Here is a 16,854-nt window from a genome sequence, read left to right as displayed (position 1 = left end):
ATCGATCAGTTTGCTGCAGCAATTGCCTCGTCGGCATCGTCGCGCCGCGAGATCTGGCGGAAATGGGTCTGCACCAGGCGGGCCAGCGTCTCCGCCGCCGGCGACAGCGGATGGTCGCGGCGGGTGATGATGCCGAGGGTGCGGGTCACGCTCGGGTTGCGCAGCGCCACCACGGCGACGCCGGTGACGCGGACGGTGCTGACGCCGAGCTTCGGCACCACGGTGCAGCCCACCCCCGCCGCCACCATGCCGATGGCGGTGGCGACATGCTGCACCTCGTTGCGCCAGGTCATCATCTCGCGCCGGCTGGCCAGCGCGTCGTCGATCAGCAGCCGGTTGCCGGTCTGGGCGCTGATGCGGATCAGCGGCACCCCGGCCAGGTCCTGCCAGTCGACGGTCTCTCGCTTGGCCAGAGGATGCCCGGCCGGACAGACCAGCACGAAAGGCTCTTTTATCAGCGGGATGATGTCCAGGTCCCAGCGGTTCGCGGACACGATGGTGACGGCGAACTCCGCCTCGCCGGCGCGCACGCGGTCGGTCAGCTCGCTCACCGAATTGTCGTAGACCCGCACGGCCAGAAGCGGATGCGTCGCCTGGAACTCCGCCAGCACCTGCGGCAGGTGGTGGATGGCGATGGTCGGCAGGCAGCCGATGGCGATGCGCTCCTGCCGGTCGCGGCCCTGGCGGCGCAGCGTGTCGAGCGAGGTCGACAGCTCCTCGATCAGCTTCTGCGCCGTCGGCAGCAGCTCCAGCCCGGCCGGCGTCAGCGACAGGCGCCGGGTGCTGCGCGTCACCAGCTTGATCCCGAGATCCTCCTCCAGCTTCTTCAGCCGGTGGCTCAGCGCCGTCTGCGACAGGTTCAGATGGCCGGCGGCGCGATGGAAGCTGCCCCAGTTGGCGATGCTGAGAAAGGCCTCCAGGCCGAGAAAATCGATCCGCATCCGCTGCCCCGCGCCGGATGGAAAGGGGCGGGCAGTCTCGGCCGGAAACGGACTGAGATCAATGAGGATGATGCATGAAACCGCCGGCTCCAATGATCCGGTGCATGGATGCCGCTACACAGCCGCCTGCGGGCTCATCCCGCGGCGCTCCTGCAGCCGTTCCCGGACGCGGGCGGTCCGCCGGGCCTGGCGCAGCTCCTCGCGGGTCGGCTGCCACCAGCCGCGGGCCTGCTCCGCCGGCCCGGCCTCCGATCGGCTCGGCCAGACGCCGATCAGCTCTTCCAGCCCGGGCCGGCGCCAGCGGACCCAGACATAGTCGCCGGCCGCCGGGTCGGCATGGGCGTAGATGCCGGCCGGGTCGGGGACATCCGCGATCTCGCCGTCGGTCCCGGTGAACACCAGCATGCCGAACCGCTCGGTCATCACGGGCAGCTCCAGCGGCGGCAGGTCGCCGGCCAGCAGCGGATAGCGGTGATGGCGGCGCTCGGCGGCCAGGATCGCGGCGCGGCGCTGCCGCTCAGGCGTCCATTCGGCCAGGCGGCGCTTGCGGCGCTCCTCCGGCTCGTTGCGGCGCGCCGCGGCCTCGATCTCCGGCCAGCGCCGCCACAGCTCGTCATAGGACCGGAACGGCACGTGCCAGGTCCGCGTCTCGGCCTCCCACCAGGACCAGGGGATGCCGTGCATCTGCTCGACCACGGTGCGGGAATAGGGGGTGCGGACCAGCAACTCGTCGCCGATCTCGAGATAGCGGCTCTCGATCGGGTCGAAGTCATGGGCGTCGCGGCCCTTGGCGTCGGCATGGTCGCCGCCGGGCGGCAGTTGCTGGGCCAGCCAGCGGGTCAGCCGGCGCTCAGCGGTCGTGCCGGGGATGAACCAGACCCCCTCCGCCTCGCGCCAGCGGGCGCGCGGGAACGCCGCCATCAGCCGCTGCATCATGGCCCGGTCATAGGGCAGCCGCGCCTCGATCCCCGGCTTGTCGCCGGCGACGGGCCGGATCGTCACCCGGTTCAGGATCCCGCTGTCTCCTTGCATGCCGATTCAGATGGGGGCGCCGCGCCGTTCCGTCGATGAAGCCGTTGCGGACAAGGCAAGCCGGTGTCGCATTTTCACAGGATTGAAAACAGCTGTCCGCCTGCGAGAGAGGCTCCGAGACCCCAGGAGCAACCGAGAATGCCGCCCGTCTGTGCCTTTTCTGGCCCTTGACAGGTTCCGCCATCGCCGCCAGGCTTCTTTCACAAGAATGAAAAAGATCGCAGGAGGCAGGATCGATGCTGATGCGGGCCGACCGATCGCAAGCCCCCCGAGCCGCCGCCAGGGCGCATGGCCTGGCGCTGACCCGGCTGTCGCGCCGCTACGGCCCGGTCCGCGCCGTCGACGACGTGTCGCTCGACATCCCGGGCGGCGAGTTCCTGACCCTTCTCGGCCCCTCCGGCTCCGGCAAGACCACGCTGCTGATGATGATCGCCGGCTTCGTCGCGCCCAGCGCCGGCCGGATCGCGGTCGACGGCCGCGACGTCACCGCCGTGCCGCCGGAGAAGCGGAACTTCGGCATGGTGTTCCAGGGCTACGCCCTGTTCCCGCACATGACGGTGGCCGAGAACATCGCCTATCCGCTGCGGGTCCGCGGCGTGTCGCGGGCGATGATCGCGGAGAAGGTCGCCGGCGCCATCGCCCGGGTGCGGCTGGACGGCTTCGACGACCGCCACCCCAGGCAGCTGTCCGGCGGCCAGCAGCAGCGCGTCGCCGTCGCCCGCGCCTTGGTGTTCGACCCCGACATCGTGCTGTTCGACGAGCCGCTCGGCGCGCTCGACCGCCAGCTGCGGGCCGAGATGCAGCTGGAGCTGAAGACCCTGCACCGCGACCTCGGCGCCACCTTCATCCTGGTCACCCACGACCAGGACGAGGCGCTGTCGATGGCCGACCGGGTGGCGGTGATGAACCGCGGCCGGCTGGTCCAGGCCGGCGCGCCGGACGAGCTGTACGAACGGCCCCACACCCGCTTCGTCGCCGAGTTCCTGGGCAAGAGCAACTGCATCGCCGGCCGCATGGCCGGCCGCGATGGCGAGCTGATCCGGCTCGAGACCGGCGGCGCCGCCGTGTTGCATCGCGGCGCATCGACGCCGCCCGAGGGCCGCGGCGTGCTGCTGGCGCTGCGGCCGGAGAAGCTGCGGGTCGCGGCGCAGGAGCCGCACGAGATGGCCAACCGCGTGCCCGGCCGCATCCTCGACATCGCCTATCTCGGCGCCACCCGCCAGGTGGTGGTCGGCACCGACGCCTTCGGCCCGCTGACCGCGACCGGCTTCGCCTGGGAGGCGGCGCCGGATCTCGGCCTCGGCGCGGCCGCCTGGGTCGGCTGGGCGCCGGAGGCCACCGTGCTCATCGAAGACGAAGCCGACGACCGATCGGCCTGACACAGACAGGGGGCTACAATGACGGCATCTCGATATCGCGCGGATCTCGCGGCCATCGCGGCGGAGCGGTTCGCGGCAGGACAGCTCGACCGGCGCGGCTTCCTGGCCGCGCTCGGCGCGCTCGGCGTCACGCCGCTGCTCGTCTCCGGCCCGGCCAAGGCCGCGGCGCAGGAGGTGGTGGTGGTCAATTTCGGCGGCGACGCCGTGCCGGCCTGGGGCAAGGCCTGGGGCGACCCCTTCACCAAGGACAGCGGCCTCAAGGTCACGGTGCTGGGCGCCGAGCCGACGCCGGGCGCGATCAAGGCGATGATCGAGAGCGGCAATGTGGTGTGGGACTGCACCGACGCCGATGGCTTCTACCTGCCGATCCTGAGCAAGCAAGGGCTGATCCAGCCTTACGACTATTCCAAGGTCGACAAGGCGAAGGTGCGGCCGGAATTCACCTTCGAATATGGCTGCGCCGCCTACATGTATTCGACCGTCAACGCCTTCAGCGTGGAGAAGACGGGCGGCAAGACGCCGAACGGCTTCAAGGACTACCTGAACTTCAAGGACTTTCCGGGCAAGCGCGCGATCTACAAATGGCTGGTCGGGTCGCTGGAGGCGGTGCTGCTGGGGTCGGGCGTCGAGCCGGACAAGCTGTACCCGCTCGACGTGCAGAAGGCCTTCGCCATCATCAAGGACAACCGCGACCAGTTCCTGCTGTGGGGCGGCGGGGCGGAAAGCCAGCAGCTGTTCCGCGAGGGCGAGGTGACGATGGGCCCGATCTGGTGCACCCGCGCCTCGGTGCTGGACCGGGATTCCGGCGGCAAGATCACCTGGACCTGGGACCACGGCATCGTCGCCCCCGGCGTGCTGCCGGTGCTGGTGAAGAACCCGGCCGGGCCGGCGGTGTTCGACTTCATCGCCTCGACCCAGAACCCGGAGCGGCAGGTCGAGCTGCTGAAGCTGCTCGGCAACGGCCCGGCCAACCCGGCCGCCAGCGCCAGCCTGACGCCCGAGCTGCAGAAGATCGACTGCGGCTACGAGCCGAACTACCGCAGGCAGATCCCGATCGACAGTGCCTGGTACGCCGAGAACTACGACACCGTGCAGAACGACTTCCTCGACCTGATCGCGAGCTGAGCGGTGGTCGCAGCGCCCGCCCTCGACAGCGCACCTCCAGCCGTCGCCCGGCGTCGCACGCCGGCGTCGGCCTGGGGGCTGGTGCTGCCGCTGATGGCGGCGCTGCTGCTGCTGTACCTGCTGCCGCTGGCCAACATCCTGTGGATCAGCGTCACCGACCCGGCGCCCGGCCTCGGCAACTACCAGCGGCTGCTCGACTCCGACGCCATGCAGCGGGTGCTGTGGACCACCTTCCGCGTCGCCGCCTGGACCACGGTCTGCGCCGTGGTCCTCGGCTACCTCGTCGCCTATGTCATGCTGCACGCCTCGCCGCGGCACCGGGTGTGGATCACCGCCTTCGTGCTGGTGCCGTTCTGGGTCTCGGTGCTGGTCCGCGCCTTCGCCTGGCTGACGCTCTTGCGCAGCGAGGGGCTGGTGAACGGGGCGCTGGCCGGCCTCGGCCTGATCACCGAGCCGCTGCCGCTGGTGCGCAACGAGTTCGGCGTGCTGGTCGGCATGGTGCACTACATGGTGCCCTACGCCGTGCTGCCGCTCTATGCCGGGATGAAGGGCATCGACCCGGCCCTCGGCGCCGCCTCGCGCTCGCTCGGCGCCGGGCCGCTGCGCACCTTCGCCAAGGTGTTCCTGCCGCTGTCCCTGCCCGGCATCTTCGCCGCCGGCCTCCTGGTCTTCGTGCTGTCGCTCGGCTTCCTGGTGACGCCCGCGATCCTCGGCGGCGGCAAGGTGGTGATGATCGCGGAATACGTCCGGCTGCAGATCTTCCAGACCGTGCGCTGGGGCGTCGGCACCATGATGGCCTCGATGCTGCTGCTGTCGGTCCTGCTCCTGATCGCGGCGCTGTCCCGCGTCGTCGATGTCCGCCGGCTGTTCGGGGGAGGGGCCTGATGCGCTGGTCTTTCCTCGTCGCCCTGTGCTGGGCCGTGCTGCTGTTCCTGATGCTGCCGACCCTGGTGGCGATGCCGCTGTCGGTGACGCCGAACCGGTACCTGTCGCTGCCGACCGACGGCATCTCGTTCCAGCACTACGAGACCCTGTTCGGCGACGAGCAGTGGCGCTCGGCGATGCTGCAGAGCCTCGGCATCGGTCTTGCCGTCACCGCGCTGTCGGTGGCGCTGGGCACGCTGGCGGCGATCGGGCTGTGGCGGCTGTCCTCGGCGCTCGGCGAATTCGCGCGGATGCTGGCCCTGGCGCCGCTGATCGTGCCGCCGGTGGTCTCCGCGCTCGCCTTCTACCGCTTCTTCGCCGGCATCGGTCTCCTCGACAGCTTCGCCGGGGTGATCCTGGCCCACACGCTGCTGGCCGCGCCCTATGTCCTGGTCACGGTGTCGGCCGCGCTGGCCTCGGTCGACCCGCGCCAGGACCAGGCGTCGCGCTCGCTCGGCGCCTCCCAGTCCCAGACCATCCGCTGGGTGATCCTGCCGCAGATCCTGCCCGGCATCCTGGCCGGCGGGGTCTTCGCCTTCCTGACCTCCTGGGACGAGATCGTGGTCACCCTCTTCATCGCCGCCCGCGCCGTCTACACCCTGCCGCGCAAGATGTGGGACGGCATCAACGAGCGGGTGGACCCGACCATCGCGGCGGCGGCGACGGTGCTGTTCGCCGTCACCCTGCTGCTGGTGATCCTGCAGATCCTGCGCGCCGGTCGCGAGCCGGCGGCGACCGACCGAGAGGTTGCGCCATGACGTTGACGAACCCGGCCGCGCCGGACGGCTTCACCTGGACCCTGCCGGCCGCCTGGTACCGCGACCCGGAGCGCTACGAGGCCGAGCGCCAAAGCATCTTCGCCCGGCACTGGATGCTGTTCACCTGGGCCGCCCGGCTGCGCAATCCGGGCGACTACGTCACCGGCACGGTCGCCGGCTATCCGGTCTTCGCCATCCGGGGAGAGGACGGGCAGGTCCGCGCCTTCCACAATGTCTGCCGCCACCGCGGCGCCCAGCTGCTGACCAAGCCGGAGGGGCAGTGCCCGCGGCTGGTGGTCTGCCCCTATCACAGCTGGAGCTACACGCTGGACGGCAAGCTGAAACGGTCGCCCGATTTCGGCTCCGCCCCCGCCTTCGATCCGGCCGAATGGGGCCTGTTCCGCATCGCCGCGGAAGAGTGGCGCGGCCTGGTCTTCCTGCGCATCGCACAGGATGGGGAGGGGCTGCGCGACTGGCTGGGGCCGATCGACGCCCTGGCCGCCGACTATCCGCTCGAGCAGCAGCACTGGTTCGCCGAGAAAAACCGTGACTGCGAGGTCGACTGGAAGACCTATGGCGAGAACTACCTCGAATGCTACCACTGCCGGACCATGCATCCCGGCCTGTGCGCGTCCTTGGACATGGAGCGCTACAGCATCGATGTGCATGACGAGATGTTCCACCTGCACGCGCCGAAGCGGGATGGCGGGCTGACCCGCGGCGTCTATTTCTACCGCTTCCCGTTCCTGATGCTGAACCTGTACGACTGGGGCAGCTCGATCGCGACGCTGGAGCCGCTGGGCGCCGGCAGGCTGCGCCACATCAACTGGTACTTCTTCACCGATGTTTCCCCCGAAAAGACGGAGGAGAGCCAGCGTTCGATCGAATGGTCGGCCCAGATCGTCAGCGAGGACCTCGACATCATCACCGGGGTGCAGCGCAACCTGAACGCCGGCATCTACCAGCGCGGGCCGCTGTCGCCCAAGCACGAGCACGCCGTGCACGCCTTCCAGGACATGGTCCGCCGCGGCATGGCCGACCATCCCGCCCCGGCCCACCGCGCCGCCGCCGAATAGAGAGAACGATGACCACCATTTCTTCCCAGCCCAATGGCGCGGCGGCGGCCAAGCGCTACGACGCCATCATCATCGGCGCCGGCCACAACGGCCTGGTCTGCGCCAACTACCTCGCCCGCTCCGGGCTCAAGGTGCTGGTGCTGGAGCGCCGTAAGGTCCTCGGCGGCGCCGCGGTGACCGAGGAGATCGCGCCCGGCTTCCGCGCCTCGATCTTCTCCTACCTGATGAGCCTGCTGCACCCGCGCATCATTCGCGACTTCCAGTTGAAGCAGCATGGGCTGGAGGTGCTGCCCTGCTCGGACATGGTCTCGCCGGTGTCGAACGACGACTACATCGTCTTCTCCGACGACATGGCCAAGACCCAGGCCAGTTTCGCCAAGTTCTCGAAGAAGGACGCCGCGATCTATCCCGAATTCGACCGCTACCTGCAGGAGGCGGCGCAGATCGTGCGCAAGCTGTTGTGGGAGACGCCGGTCGACCCGGCCCGGCGCGACTGGCGCGGCTTCCGCGACGGCGCGTCCCTGCTGTGGCGGCACCGCAAGATCGGCCGCAAGATGTACCGGGTCGCCGACATGCTGAGCATGAGCGCCTACGACTTCCTGCGCGAATGGTTCGAGGACGACCGGGTGATGGCGGTCCTGGCCTATTACGCCTCGATCGGCACCTTCGCCGGACCGAAGACCCCCGGCTCGGCCTACGTCATCATGCACCACATCATGGGCGAGCATGAGGGCGCGGGCGGCTGGGGCTTCATCAAGGGCGGCATGGGCGCGATCACCCAGGCGCTGGCCTCCTACGGCCGGACCGTCGGCGTCGACCATGTCACCGAGGCGGAGATCCAGGAGGTGCGGCTGACCGGCGACCGCGCCACGGCGGTGACGACGACCAAGGGCGACACCTATTCGGCCCGGATCATCGTCTCCAACGCCAGCGCCAAGACGCTGTATCTCGACATGATCGGCGAGGCGCATCTGCCGGCCGAGGTGCTGCGCGAGATCCGCGGCTACCGCAGCTTCTCCACCGCCTTCAAGATGAACATCGCCTGCGAGCGGCCGCCGCAATACCGCATCCTGGACAAGGTCAAGGCCGACGGCGCGCTGGGCAATTTCAGCTACCCGACCTACATGCACATCGCGCCCGACATCGACTATCTCGAACGGGCCTATGACGACGCGAAGTACGGCTGGTACTCCAGCCGGCCGTTCCTGACCCCGGTGGTGCCGACCATCGTCGACGACAGCCTGGCCCCGCCCGGCAAGCATGTCGTCAACCTGTTCGGCGGCCACGCCCCCTACACGCTGAAGGGCGGCGACTGGGCGACGGAGAAGGAGAATTTCCGCAAGACCGTGTTCGACACGATCGAGGAATACGCCCCCGGCTTCTCCAACGACGTGATCGAGGCCCAGCTGCTGGTGGCGCCGGACATCGAGCGCATCGTCGCCCTGCCGCAGGGCCACATCTTCCATGGCGAGCTGTCGACCGACCAGCTGTTCTTCCAGCGCCCGGTCTCCGGCTATGCCGATTACCGCACGCCGTTCCGGGGGCTTTACATCTGCGGCTCGTCGATGCATCCGGGCGGCGGCGTCTCCGGCATCCCGGGCCACAACGCGGCGCGCGAGATCCTGCGCGACGTCAAGGCCCGACGGGCGTGAGGCGGATGGACGGACGGCTCCTGCGCGTTGCCTCTCCCGCTTGCGGGAGAGGTCGGAGACGCGAAGCGGCTCCGGGTGAGGGTTCTTTGTCGAGGCCGGGGCCAGCCCTCACCCGGTCGTCCTGCGGACGCCCGACCTCTCCCGCCAGGCGGGAGAGGCAATCTGAGGCGGACGGCGGCAGGCCGATCTGCTGGAGAGACGGACGATGACCGAAGGCGAGAACAGCGATCCGGAGCTGCGGGTGGCGGAGTCCGATCCGTCCTCCGGCGACCCGGTCGACACGATCGGGCCGCAGATCCGCGAGCTGCGGCAGCAGCGCGGCCTGACCCTGACCAGGCTGGCCGCCACCACCGGCCTGTCGGTCGGCCACCTCTCGCAGGTCGAGCGCGGCCTGTCGACGCCGACGATCCGCCAGCTCCAGCTGATCAGCAGCGCCATGGGCGTGACCATCGGCTGGTTCTTCCGCGACCCGACCCCGCGCGACGACGAGGACCGGGTCGTGGTCCGTGCCGGCCGGCGCAAGGTGCTGGACATGGGCGGGCTGGGCCTGACCGACGAGCTGCTGGTGCCCAATCTCGACGGCAAGCTGGAGCTGCTGCTGTGCACCATCCAGCCCGGCGCCGGCAGCGCCGACAGCTACACCCATGAGGGCGAGGAGGCCGCCTTCATCCTGTCCGGCGCGCTGGAGCTGTGGGTCGACGAGAAGCTCTACGTGCTGGGCGCGGGCGACAGCTTCGCCCTCGCCAGCACCCGGCCGCACCGCTACCGCAACCCGGGCCCCGGCATCACCCAGGTGATCTGGGCGATCACCCCGCCCAGCTTCTGAGCCGCGGCGCCGTCCGTCAGTCGAGCCGGAGATGGACCCGGCCGCCCTCCACCTTCACCGGATAGGTCTGCAGATCCTCGACGACCGGGGCGCCCTTGGCCTCGCCGGTGGTGAAGTCGAAGCGGCCGTTGTGCAGCGGGCACTCGATGATCGTGCCCATCACCAGCCCGTCGGACAGCAGCGCGTATTCATGCGTGCACAGCGCGTCGGTGGCGAAGTAGCGGTCGTCCTCGGTGCGGTAGATGGCGAAGGTGCGGCCGCCATGGTCGAAGCGGATCACATCCTCCGGCTCGATGTCGTCCGTCGCGCAGGCGTCGATCCAGACCTCCCCGGTCATGTCTCTCCTCCCTCGTCGATGCGTGTCACTTGGCCGGTGCGGCCTGTTCGGTCCTCCCAATGCAGGGATGATGGCATCGATCGGTGGCCGCCGCAAAACGGGCGGCAGCCGCGTCAGTCGATCACCACGACGGTCTCGTCGGCATCCAGCCCCTCGGCGCCTTCGTCGACATTGACGGCGGTGACGGTGCCGGCGACCGGCGCCTCATGCGGCACCTCCATCTTCATCACCTCCATGACGAACAGCGTGTCGCCGGCCGCCACCGTGTCGCCGGGCTTGACCAGCACCTTCCACATGTTGCCCGCGGTCTGGGTCTTCACTTCGGTCGCCATGGTCTTCCCTGTCGTCAGATGGTTTCTCTTTGTCATCACCGGGCTTGACCCGGTGATCCAGGGGCCACGAAGAGCTGCTCGGGCGGCCCTGGATTGCCGGGTCAAGCCCGGCAATGACAGGAAAATGAACAGCCGGGACTGGCCCCGGCGCCTGCGCTCTCACACGGTCTCGATCGATGCCTCACTGCACAGCTCGCGCAGCCGGCGGGCCATGGCCTGGGCCTCGTCGACCGAGACCGCCTTGAAGTTGTAGATCTCGCCCGGCCGCGACTGGCCCAGTTTCCAGAACGCGGCCTGCGGCACGGTGTAGGGGTTGATGAAGCCGCCCATCGACGGGCCGTCATTGACCAGGATGATCGGCGTCTGCCCGGCCAGGTTGATGGCGCCCAGCGGATAGCCCTGGTCGATGATGTTGGACGGCAGCGACCCGTGCTCCGGCGCCTTGTCCGTCGCCTTGTCGGCGAAGCTCCATTGCGGCCCGTCCAGGCGGAAGCCGGTGCGGTCGGACTTGGCCGACAGCTTCCAGTCGGCGGACAGGAAGCGCTCATGCCCGGCGGCGTCGACCCAGTCGTCGTTCGGCCCGGCCACCACCTCGACGGTCCAGCGCTTCTCCTTGGCGAACTCCGGCCGTGCCTCGGCCTTCACCCGGCGCCCCGGCTTGCCCGCGGCTTCGGCCACCGGCACCGACTGGCCCTCCTTGATCGCCCGGCCGTTCATGCCGCCGACCCCGGCCTTGTGGAAGGTGGCGCGGGCGCCCAGCCAGGGCTCGGTCTCGATCCCCCCGGCCACGGCGACATAGGTGCGGGCGCCGGTGCGGGCGAAGGCCATGGCCAGGGTCTGGCCGGCCTTGACCGCCACCGACTGCCACATCGGCAGCGGCTCGCCATCCAGCGCCGCCTGCATGTCGGCGCCGGTCACGGCGACCACGCCGTCGCGCTGGAATTTCAGCGTCGGGCCCAGGAACTGGCACTCCAGCCCGGCCGCGCCGGGCGCGTTGCCGACCAGCACATTGGCCAGGCGGAAGGACCAGGAATCCATCGGCCCGGAGGGCGGGAAGCCCTGGTTCCAGAAGCCGATCCGGCCCGGCCAGTCCTGTACCGAGGTCTCGAGCCCCGGCTTGATCACTTCGAGCATGCGGGCCTCCTCAGAACCGGCGGGCGAGGTCGAGCGACCCGACCCAGCGCTTGTACTGGCGGACGGAGAACTTCTGGTATTCCACCACATTGTAGACGTAGCTGCCGTCGGCGACGCGCCGCTCCGCCTCCTCGAACTCCTCGACCGTGCAGGGCACGAACTTCACCCGGTCGCCGGGGCGGAACAGGCAGATCGACTCCGTGAACACGTCGAAGCGCTTCTCCGGGTCCCAGATCGGCACCGGGATGCGGCCGAAGATCTGGTAGCCGCCGGGCAGGTGCTCCGGATAGATCGCGGTCGAGGCGCCGCCCATCCCGACCGTGCCCTTCGGCGTCCAGGTCCGCGGCGGGTTGTACTTGGGCGCGGTCAGCTTGCAGCGCGGGTCCAGCGCCATCATGAAGGGCAGGCCGGGCCAGAAGCCCAGCGCCGCCACCCAGTATTCGGTGCCGGAATGGACCCGGACGAACTGGGCGACGTCCGTCAGTCCGTTCAGCTCGGCCACGAATTCCGGGTCGGTCTGCTTCGGCGCGATCTTGACGATGTAGTCCTGCACGCAGTCCCGCGTCCAGGGGTCGAGATACACCGTCGGGAAGTAGAAGATCCGGCTCTCCAGCTCGATGTCGTCGGACGGGCCCAGGGCGGCGATCAGCCGCTCCAGCTCGCGCGACAGGTCGGCGTAGGAGATCTCGTCCGGCTCGTAATGGATCAGCATCGAGGCGAAGCAGGGCGCGGTCTCGATCACCCCCTTGGTCTTCTGCTCGGCGATGGCGGTGGCCAGGCCCTGGGCCATGAAGTTCAGCTCGAGATTCATCTCGTTGCCGAACTCGATCAGCATGTACCGGTCGCCCCCGGGCCGGAATGCCGGCGTCTCGTAGATCATCCCTGTCTCCCTGCCTGCCCTGTCTTCCTGGTCAGCCGATCAGCGCGGCCTTGTAAGTGTCGACGAAGCTCGTGGTGGTGCGGCCTGCGCGGAAGGCGGGGTGGCCGATCACGCGCGCCAGGAACGGCGCGTTGGCCACCAGCCCCTCGACCTCGACCCGCTCCAGCGCCGCCAGCATCCGGTCGACGGCGGCGGCGCGGTCCGGGCCATGGGCGATGATCTTGGCGATCATCGGGTCGTAGAACGGCGTCACCGTATCGCCCTGGCGCACCCCGGTGTCGACGCGGATGCCCGCCATCCCTTCCGGCAGCGCCAGCCGCGCCAGCGTGCCGGGCTGCGGCAGGAACATCTTCGCCGGGTTCTCGGCATAGAGCCGGCATTCGATGGCGTGGCCCTGCTGGCGGATGTCCTCCTGCCGCAGCGAAAGATCCTCGCCGGCGGCGAGGCGCAGCTGCAGCGCCACCAGGTCCAGGCCGGTCACCGCCTCGGTCACCGGGTGCTCGACCTGGATGCGGGTGTTCATCTCCAGGAAGAAGAACGCCTCGCTGTCGGCATCGACCACGAACTCCATGGTGCCGGCGCCGCTATAGCGCACCGCCGCGGCCAGGGCCACCGCCGCCGTCGTCATCCGGGCCCGGGTGGCGGCGGAGATGCCGGGGGAGGGGCTCTCCTCCACGATCTTCTGGAACCGCCGCTGCACCGAGCATTCGCGCTCGAACAGATGGATCGCCCGGCCGTCGCCGAAGCCGAACACCTGGACCTCGACATGCCGGGCGTTGCGGACATAGCGCTCCAGGAACACGGCGCCGTCGCCGAAGCTGCGCGCCGCCATGCCCTGGGTCGAGTCCGCCACCTTGCGCAGATCCGCCGGTGCGTCGACCACCCGCATGCCGATGCCGCCGCCGCCGGCCGAGGCCTTCACCAGCAGCGGATAGCCGACCGTGTCGCCGGCCGCCTCGATGCCCTCCAGCTCGCCCTCGGCGAAGCGCCTGCTGCCGGGCAGCACCGGCACGCCGGCGGCCTCGGCCAACGAGCGGGCGCGGGCCTTGTCGCCCATCGCCTCGATCGACTCCGGCGTCGGCCCGACCCAGGTCAGCCCGGCCTCGGCCACCGCCCGGGCGAAGCCTTCGTTCTCGGCCAGGAAGCCATAGCCGGGATGGACGGCGTCGGCCCCGCTGCTGCGGGCGGCGTCCAGGATCTCGCCGATCTTCAGATAGCTCTCGGCCGGCTTCGACGGGCCGATAGGCACCGCCCGGTCGGCCAGGGCGACATGCAGCGCCTTGGCATCGGCGTCGGAATGCACTGCCACCGTGGCCAGGCCCAGCGCCTTGGCGCTGCGGATGATGCGGCAGGCGATCTCGCCGCGATTGGCGATCAGCAGCGTCTTCACCGGCCCGCCCTCAGGCCGCGCGCAGATACGGGCCGATGGCGTCGCGCACGGAGCGCACCACATCGACCGCGTTCGGCGTGTCGGAATGGATGCAGATCGAATCCGGCGTCACCGCGATGTCCTTGCCGCCCTGGGACGCGACCTTGCCTTCAGTCAGGGCGCGCAGCGACCGCTCCGCCGCCCGCTTCGGGTCGATGCTGCCGCGCGACCGCACGATCACCAGATAGCCGTCGTCGCCATAGTCGAGATCGGCGTAGAACTCCGACACCATGCGGTGGCCGCGGCTCTGATACACCGTCTCGTGCAGCGTCCCGGCCATGCCCAGGATCGGCACCCGGAACACGTCGGCGGCGTCGCAGATCGCATGCGCGATCGGCTCCTGCTGCGCCGCCATGCCGTACAGCGCGCCATGCGGCTTGATGTGGTTCAGGCGCATGCCCTCGGCGTCCAGAAAACCCTTCAGCGCGCCGATCTGGTAGATGATGCAGTTGGCCAGCTCGTCGCGGCCGATCTTCATCTCGCGCCGGCCGAAGCCCTGCAGGTCCGGCAGCGACGGATGGGCGCCGACCCGCACGCCGTGCTTGCTGGCCAGCTGCACGGTGCGGCGCATGTGGTTGAAGTCGGAGGCATGGAAGCCGCAGGCGACATTGGCGACCGAGATCAGCGGCATCAGCGCGTCGTCGTCGCCCATCCGGTACAGGCCGAAGCCCTCGCCCATGTCGCAGTTGATCTCGGTCATGCGGGGCTCGCCTGGTCAGAGGGAAGGGCAGGGCAAAGCGGTGCCGGGGCGCGGAACGCGCATGGAGGCCTCTCTGTCTGGATCCGGCCGCTTGGCCGAAGGCGATGCCGTTCGGGTCCGGGCCGGTTGTTGCCTCATCATTGCGCTGCGGCGCGGCCCTGTGAAATAGTATCTTCTTCAGATCGATATCTGGTTTTCCGATATCGCTCGACCTCAGGTTGTAGGAATCGGTTGAGCTTCTCTTTTCGCCAGGTCCGCTACTTCATCGCCGCGGCGGAGCTGGGCCAGATCAGCCAGGCGGCGGTGGAGCTGAACGTCTCGCAATCGGCGGTCACGGCGGCGATCCGCCAGCTCGAGGACCTGCTCGGCACCCGGCTGCTGTTCCGCCACGCCAGCGGCGTGTCGCTGACCCATGAGGGCGGGCGCTTCCTGCCGCAGGCCCGGGCGATCGCGGCGGCGGTGGCCGAGGCGATGCGCGTCTCCGGCGACGCCGCGCCGGTCGAGGGCCGGGTGCGGGTCGGCGTCACCTACACCGTCGCCGGCTACTTCCTGCCGCCCTATTTGGCCCGCTTCCGCCGCGCCTATCCGCAGGTGACGGTGGAACTGCGCGAGGCGCACCGCACCGCGATCGAGGACGGGCTGGTGCGCGACGAGCTCGACCTCGCGGTGATGCTGACCTCGAACCTGGAGAACACCGACCAGATCGCGGCAGAGACGCTGTTCCGCTCCGCCCGCCATCTCTGGCTGCCGGTCGACCACCCGCTGCAGAAGCAGGAGCGCGTGTCGCTGGCCGATGTGGCGCGCCAGCCCTACATCATGCTGACGGTGGACGAGGCCGCCTTCACCGCCAAGCGCTACTGGGAGCGCACGCCGCACCAGCCGACCGTGATCTTCCAGACCTCCTCGGTCGAGGCGGTCCGCTCCATGGTCGCGGCCGGGATGGGGGTGACGATCCTGTCCGACATGGTCTACCGCCCCTGGTCGCTGGACGGCCAGCGGATCGAGAAGCGCGCCCTGGCCGAGCCGGTGCCGACCATGGATGCCGGCCTGGCCTGGAAGCGCGACCTGGCGATGACCCCCGCCGTCCGCGCCTTCCGCGACCATCTCGGGCTGGCGTTCCACCTGCCGGCAGCGGGGGGTGTCGGCGCGTGATCGTCGGGGCAGGGTGGAAAGCTGCAGATTCGCCGGATACGCTTCGCCCTATGGGAGGGCCAGCATGACGACGTTCCAAATGCAGGCGACGACGCAGTATCCCGTCCTGTTCCTTTCCGATCCGGATATTCGCGAGGCCGTTCCCTCCGATACGGGCAGGGCGTTTGTTACGGCAACCGACAGCTGCATCTGCTTTTGGGTTTTGTCTTATGTCGATGGAGTGTCAACTGTTGTTGTGACAGATGCTGATTGCGATAGAGCAGGAAGAAAGCTGTTTTCCGGATCTATAACCACGCCGAGTGGCATTCTCAGCGTGAGCGATAGCAACCTGTTTCGATATATCAATGTGCCCGTAACGGCAGGCCGAACCCATGTAGAGATTTGGTCTGATGATGATCGATATCCGGAGTGGGTTTGGGTCAAGCTTAGCCAGATCAGAGCTGTGTAGGTTCGTAGGTTGGGTTCGCACTTCGCGAACCCAACAATCGTGGGTACCCCAGAATCGAAATGTTGGGTTCGCCGATAGCGAACCCAACCTACGCACTGGGAGTTGAACCGCTTTTGCGCTTTTACGTGGCTGCTGCAATCGATAACTCAGATAATAATATCTCTGGAATAGGGTGGGCGAGATGAAGAGGCAGGGAAGTGGTTTGCACCATTGGTGGCCCCGTGGTCTCTCAAAGTTTTGGGCAGACGATAGCGGGCACGTACTTCAAGTTTCATGCAAAGGTGAGATGAGTCGATCTTTTCCGGAAAATTTCGGAGCTATAAATAACAACAACTATGTAAAAATGGCCGAGCATCCAACCTTTTTTGATCTCTCATTTGAAGATAGTTTTAGCGACGCGGATGGGAAGTTTCCGGAATTTGTTGAGTGGCTCCAAAAACTTTCATCACCAATACCGCCGAGTGATGACGATCTGGTGGAGAGGCTTTCTCCTATAGCTGTAACAGATAAGCAGCATGCCTCGCTTGCAGCGTGTCTGGCTTCCTTGATTTCCCGCAGTCCAAGCTTCAGGAGCCGAATTCGCTGGATGACGGAATATGTAAGAGACCGTTTGGAAATTGCGGATGGGGGCTTTCTCGGCGAGCGAGGATATGATTCAAGCTATGGATGTGGACGGAACAGAGCCGTGGCCGGATGGCCGAGATCGCAAAGAAGACCAAGCGCTATCCG

The 16,854-nt window shown here is 68.3% G+C and carries 18 protein-coding genes; 10 read left to right on the top strand and 8 right to left on the bottom strand.

The window, feature by feature from the left end; translation table 11 throughout:
- Window positions 1-5: 5 nt before the first annotated feature.
- Window positions 6-941, bottom strand: a complete 936-nt coding sequence (locus tag ACTOWL_RS17715) for a LysR family transcriptional regulator (RefSeq protein ID WP_441322581.1) — start codon at window positions 939-941, stop codon at window positions 6-8.
- Between the two features lie 114 nt (window positions 942-1,055).
- Complete coding sequence (locus tag ACTOWL_RS17710; protein WP_441322580.1) at window positions 1,056-1,943, bottom strand: hypothetical protein; 888 nt, start codon at window positions 1,941-1,943, stop codon at window positions 1,056-1,058.
- Between the two features lie 266 nt (window positions 1,944-2,209).
- On the opposite strand from ACTOWL_RS17710, the gene ACTOWL_RS17705 reads away from it, so the two are divergent.
- The 7 genes from ACTOWL_RS17705 to ACTOWL_RS17675 all read left to right on the top strand — a co-directional run bounded on the left by ACTOWL_RS17705 (window position 2,210) and on the right by ACTOWL_RS17675 (window position 9,713).
- The gene (locus tag ACTOWL_RS17705; RefSeq protein ID WP_441322579.1) at window positions 2,210-3,352 is read left to right on the top strand and encodes an ABC transporter ATP-binding protein; all 1,143 of its coding nucleotides are present in this window, start codon (window positions 2,210-2,212) and stop codon (window positions 3,350-3,352) included.
- Window positions 3,353-3,370: 18 nt separating this feature from the next.
- On the top strand, window positions 3,371-4,477 hold the full coding sequence (locus ACTOWL_RS17700) for an extracellular solute-binding protein (RefSeq protein ID WP_441322578.1): 1,107 nt from the start codon (window positions 3,371-3,373) through the stop codon (window positions 4,475-4,477).
- A 3-nt stretch (window positions 4,478-4,480) separates the two neighbouring features.
- Window positions 4,481-5,362 (top strand): ABC transporter permease, encoded by an 882-nt coding sequence (locus ACTOWL_RS17695; protein ID WP_441322577.1) that lies wholly within the window; start codon window positions 4,481-4,483, stop codon window positions 5,360-5,362.
- Window positions 5,362-6,159, top strand: coding sequence for an ABC transporter permease (locus ACTOWL_RS17690; RefSeq protein ID WP_441322576.1), 798 nt, complete (start codon window positions 5,362-5,364; stop codon window positions 6,157-6,159). The genes ACTOWL_RS17695 and ACTOWL_RS17690 overlap by 1 nt, the downstream gene beginning before the upstream one ends.
- Entirely contained in the window at window positions 6,156-7,235 is a 1,080-nt protein-coding gene (locus ACTOWL_RS17685; protein ID WP_441322575.1) for an aromatic ring-hydroxylating oxygenase subunit alpha, read from the top strand. Before ACTOWL_RS17690 ends, ACTOWL_RS17685 begins: the two co-directional genes overlap by 4 nt.
- An 8-nt stretch (window positions 7,236-7,243) precedes the next feature.
- Entirely contained in the window at window positions 7,244-8,887 is a 1,644-nt protein-coding gene (locus ACTOWL_RS17680) for a phytoene desaturase family protein (RefSeq protein ID WP_441322574.1), read from the top strand.
- Between the two features lie 205 nt (window positions 8,888-9,092).
- On the top strand, window positions 9,093-9,713 hold the full coding sequence (locus ACTOWL_RS17675) for a cupin domain-containing protein (RefSeq protein WP_441322573.1): 621 nt from the start codon (window positions 9,093-9,095) through the stop codon (window positions 9,711-9,713).
- A 16-nt stretch (window positions 9,714-9,729) separates the two neighbouring features.
- Here the strand turns inward: ACTOWL_RS17675 and ACTOWL_RS17670 are convergent, their stop codons facing one another.
- From ACTOWL_RS17670 to ACTOWL_RS17645, 6 genes are all read right to left on the bottom strand, one after another.
- Window positions 9,730-10,050, bottom strand: a complete 321-nt coding sequence (locus ACTOWL_RS17670; RefSeq protein WP_441322572.1) for a MocE family 2Fe-2S type ferredoxin — start codon at window positions 10,048-10,050, stop codon at window positions 9,730-9,732.
- A 113-nt stretch (window positions 10,051-10,163) separates the two neighbouring features.
- Window positions 10,164-10,382: an acetyl-CoA carboxylase biotin carboxyl carrier protein subunit gene (locus tag ACTOWL_RS17665; protein WP_441322571.1), complete on the bottom strand. Its 219-nt coding sequence runs from the start codon at window positions 10,380-10,382 to the stop codon at window positions 10,164-10,166.
- A gap of 159 nt (window positions 10,383-10,541) precedes the next feature.
- Window positions 10,542-11,516, bottom strand: a complete 975-nt coding sequence (locus tag ACTOWL_RS17660; RefSeq protein ID WP_441322570.1) for a biotin-dependent carboxyltransferase family protein — start codon at window positions 11,514-11,516, stop codon at window positions 10,542-10,544.
- 10 nt (window positions 11,517-11,526) lie between these two features.
- On the bottom strand, window positions 11,527-12,396 hold the full coding sequence (locus tag ACTOWL_RS17655) for a 5-oxoprolinase subunit B family protein (RefSeq protein WP_441322569.1): 870 nt from the start codon (window positions 12,394-12,396) through the stop codon (window positions 11,527-11,529).
- A gap of 31 nt (window positions 12,397-12,427) precedes the next feature.
- Complete coding sequence (locus tag ACTOWL_RS17650; protein ID WP_441322568.1) at window positions 12,428-13,786, bottom strand: acetyl-CoA carboxylase biotin carboxylase subunit; 1,359 nt, start codon at window positions 13,784-13,786, stop codon at window positions 12,428-12,430.
- Window positions 13,787-13,796: 10 nt separating this feature from the next.
- Entirely contained in the window at window positions 13,797-14,525 is a 729-nt protein-coding gene (locus ACTOWL_RS17645) for a LamB/YcsF family protein (RefSeq protein ID WP_441322567.1), read from the bottom strand.
- A gap of 231 nt (window positions 14,526-14,756) precedes the next feature.
- On the opposite strand from ACTOWL_RS17645, the gene ACTOWL_RS17640 reads away from it, so the two are divergent.
- The 3 genes from ACTOWL_RS17640 to ACTOWL_RS17630 form a co-directional block, all read left to right on the top strand.
- The gene (locus ACTOWL_RS17640) at window positions 14,757-15,677 is read left to right on the top strand and encodes a LysR family transcriptional regulator (protein WP_441322566.1); all 921 of its coding nucleotides are present in this window, start codon (window positions 14,757-14,759) and stop codon (window positions 15,675-15,677) included.
- Between the two features lie 64 nt (window positions 15,678-15,741).
- On the top strand, window positions 15,742-16,125 hold the full coding sequence (locus tag ACTOWL_RS17635; RefSeq protein ID WP_441322565.1) for a hypothetical protein: 384 nt from the start codon (window positions 15,742-15,744) through the stop codon (window positions 16,123-16,125).
- A 286-nt stretch (window positions 16,126-16,411) separates the two neighbouring features.
- A partial coding sequence (locus ACTOWL_RS17630; protein WP_441322564.1) for a hypothetical protein occupies window positions 16,412-16,854 on the top strand: 443 nt, incomplete at its 3' end.

The sequence above is a fragment of the Inquilinus sp. CA228 genome (genome assembly GCF_052078665.1).
Lineage (GTDB): Bacteria > Pseudomonadota > Alphaproteobacteria > DSM-16000 > Inquilinaceae > Inquilinus.
This window is presented reverse-complemented; position numbering and strand designations above follow the sequence as displayed.

What these genes read in the sequence shown, in the direction of transcription:
- ACTOWL_RS17715 (WP_441322581.1), bottom strand. Translation starts at nt 941, where the DNA reads ATGCGGATCGATTTTCTCGGCCTGGAGGCCTTTCTCAGCATCGCCAAC.
- ACTOWL_RS17705 (WP_441322579.1), top strand. Translation starts at nt 2,210, where the DNA reads ATGCTGATGCGGGCCGACCGATCGCAAGCCCCCCGAGCCGCCGCCAGG.
- ACTOWL_RS17700 (WP_441322578.1), top strand. Translation starts at nt 3,371, where the DNA reads ATGACGGCATCTCGATATCGCGCGGATCTCGCGGCCATCGCGGCGGAG.
- ACTOWL_RS17690 (WP_441322576.1), top strand. Translation starts at nt 5,362, where the DNA reads ATGCGCTGGTCTTTCCTCGTCGCCCTGTGCTGGGCCGTGCTGCTGTTC.
- ACTOWL_RS17685 (WP_441322575.1), top strand. Translation starts at nt 6,156, where the DNA reads ATGACGTTGACGAACCCGGCCGCGCCGGACGGCTTCACCTGGACCCTG.
- ACTOWL_RS17680 (WP_441322574.1), top strand. Translation starts at nt 7,244, where the DNA reads ATGACCACCATTTCTTCCCAGCCCAATGGCGCGGCGGCGGCCAAGCGC.
- ACTOWL_RS17675 (WP_441322573.1), top strand. Translation starts at nt 9,093, where the DNA reads ATGACCGAAGGCGAGAACAGCGATCCGGAGCTGCGGGTGGCGGAGTCC.
- ACTOWL_RS17670 (WP_441322572.1), bottom strand. Translation starts at nt 10,050, where the DNA reads ATGACCGGGGAGGTCTGGATCGACGCCTGCGCGACGGACGACATCGAG.
- ACTOWL_RS17665 (WP_441322571.1), bottom strand. Translation starts at nt 10,382, where the DNA reads ATGGCGACCGAAGTGAAGACCCAGACCGCGGGCAACATGTGGAAGGTG.
- ACTOWL_RS17660 (WP_441322570.1), bottom strand. Translation starts at nt 11,516, where the DNA reads ATGCTCGAAGTGATCAAGCCGGGGCTCGAGACCTCGGTACAGGACTGG.
- ACTOWL_RS17655 (WP_441322569.1), bottom strand. Translation starts at nt 12,396, where the DNA reads ATGATCTACGAGACGCCGGCATTCCGGCCCGGGGGCGACCGGTACATG.
- ACTOWL_RS17645 (WP_441322567.1), bottom strand. Translation starts at nt 14,525, where the DNA reads ATGACCGAGATCAACTGCGACATGGGCGAGGGCTTCGGCCTGTACCGG.
- ACTOWL_RS17635 (WP_441322565.1), top strand. Translation starts at nt 15,742, where the DNA reads ATGACGACGTTCCAAATGCAGGCGACGACGCAGTATCCCGTCCTGTTC.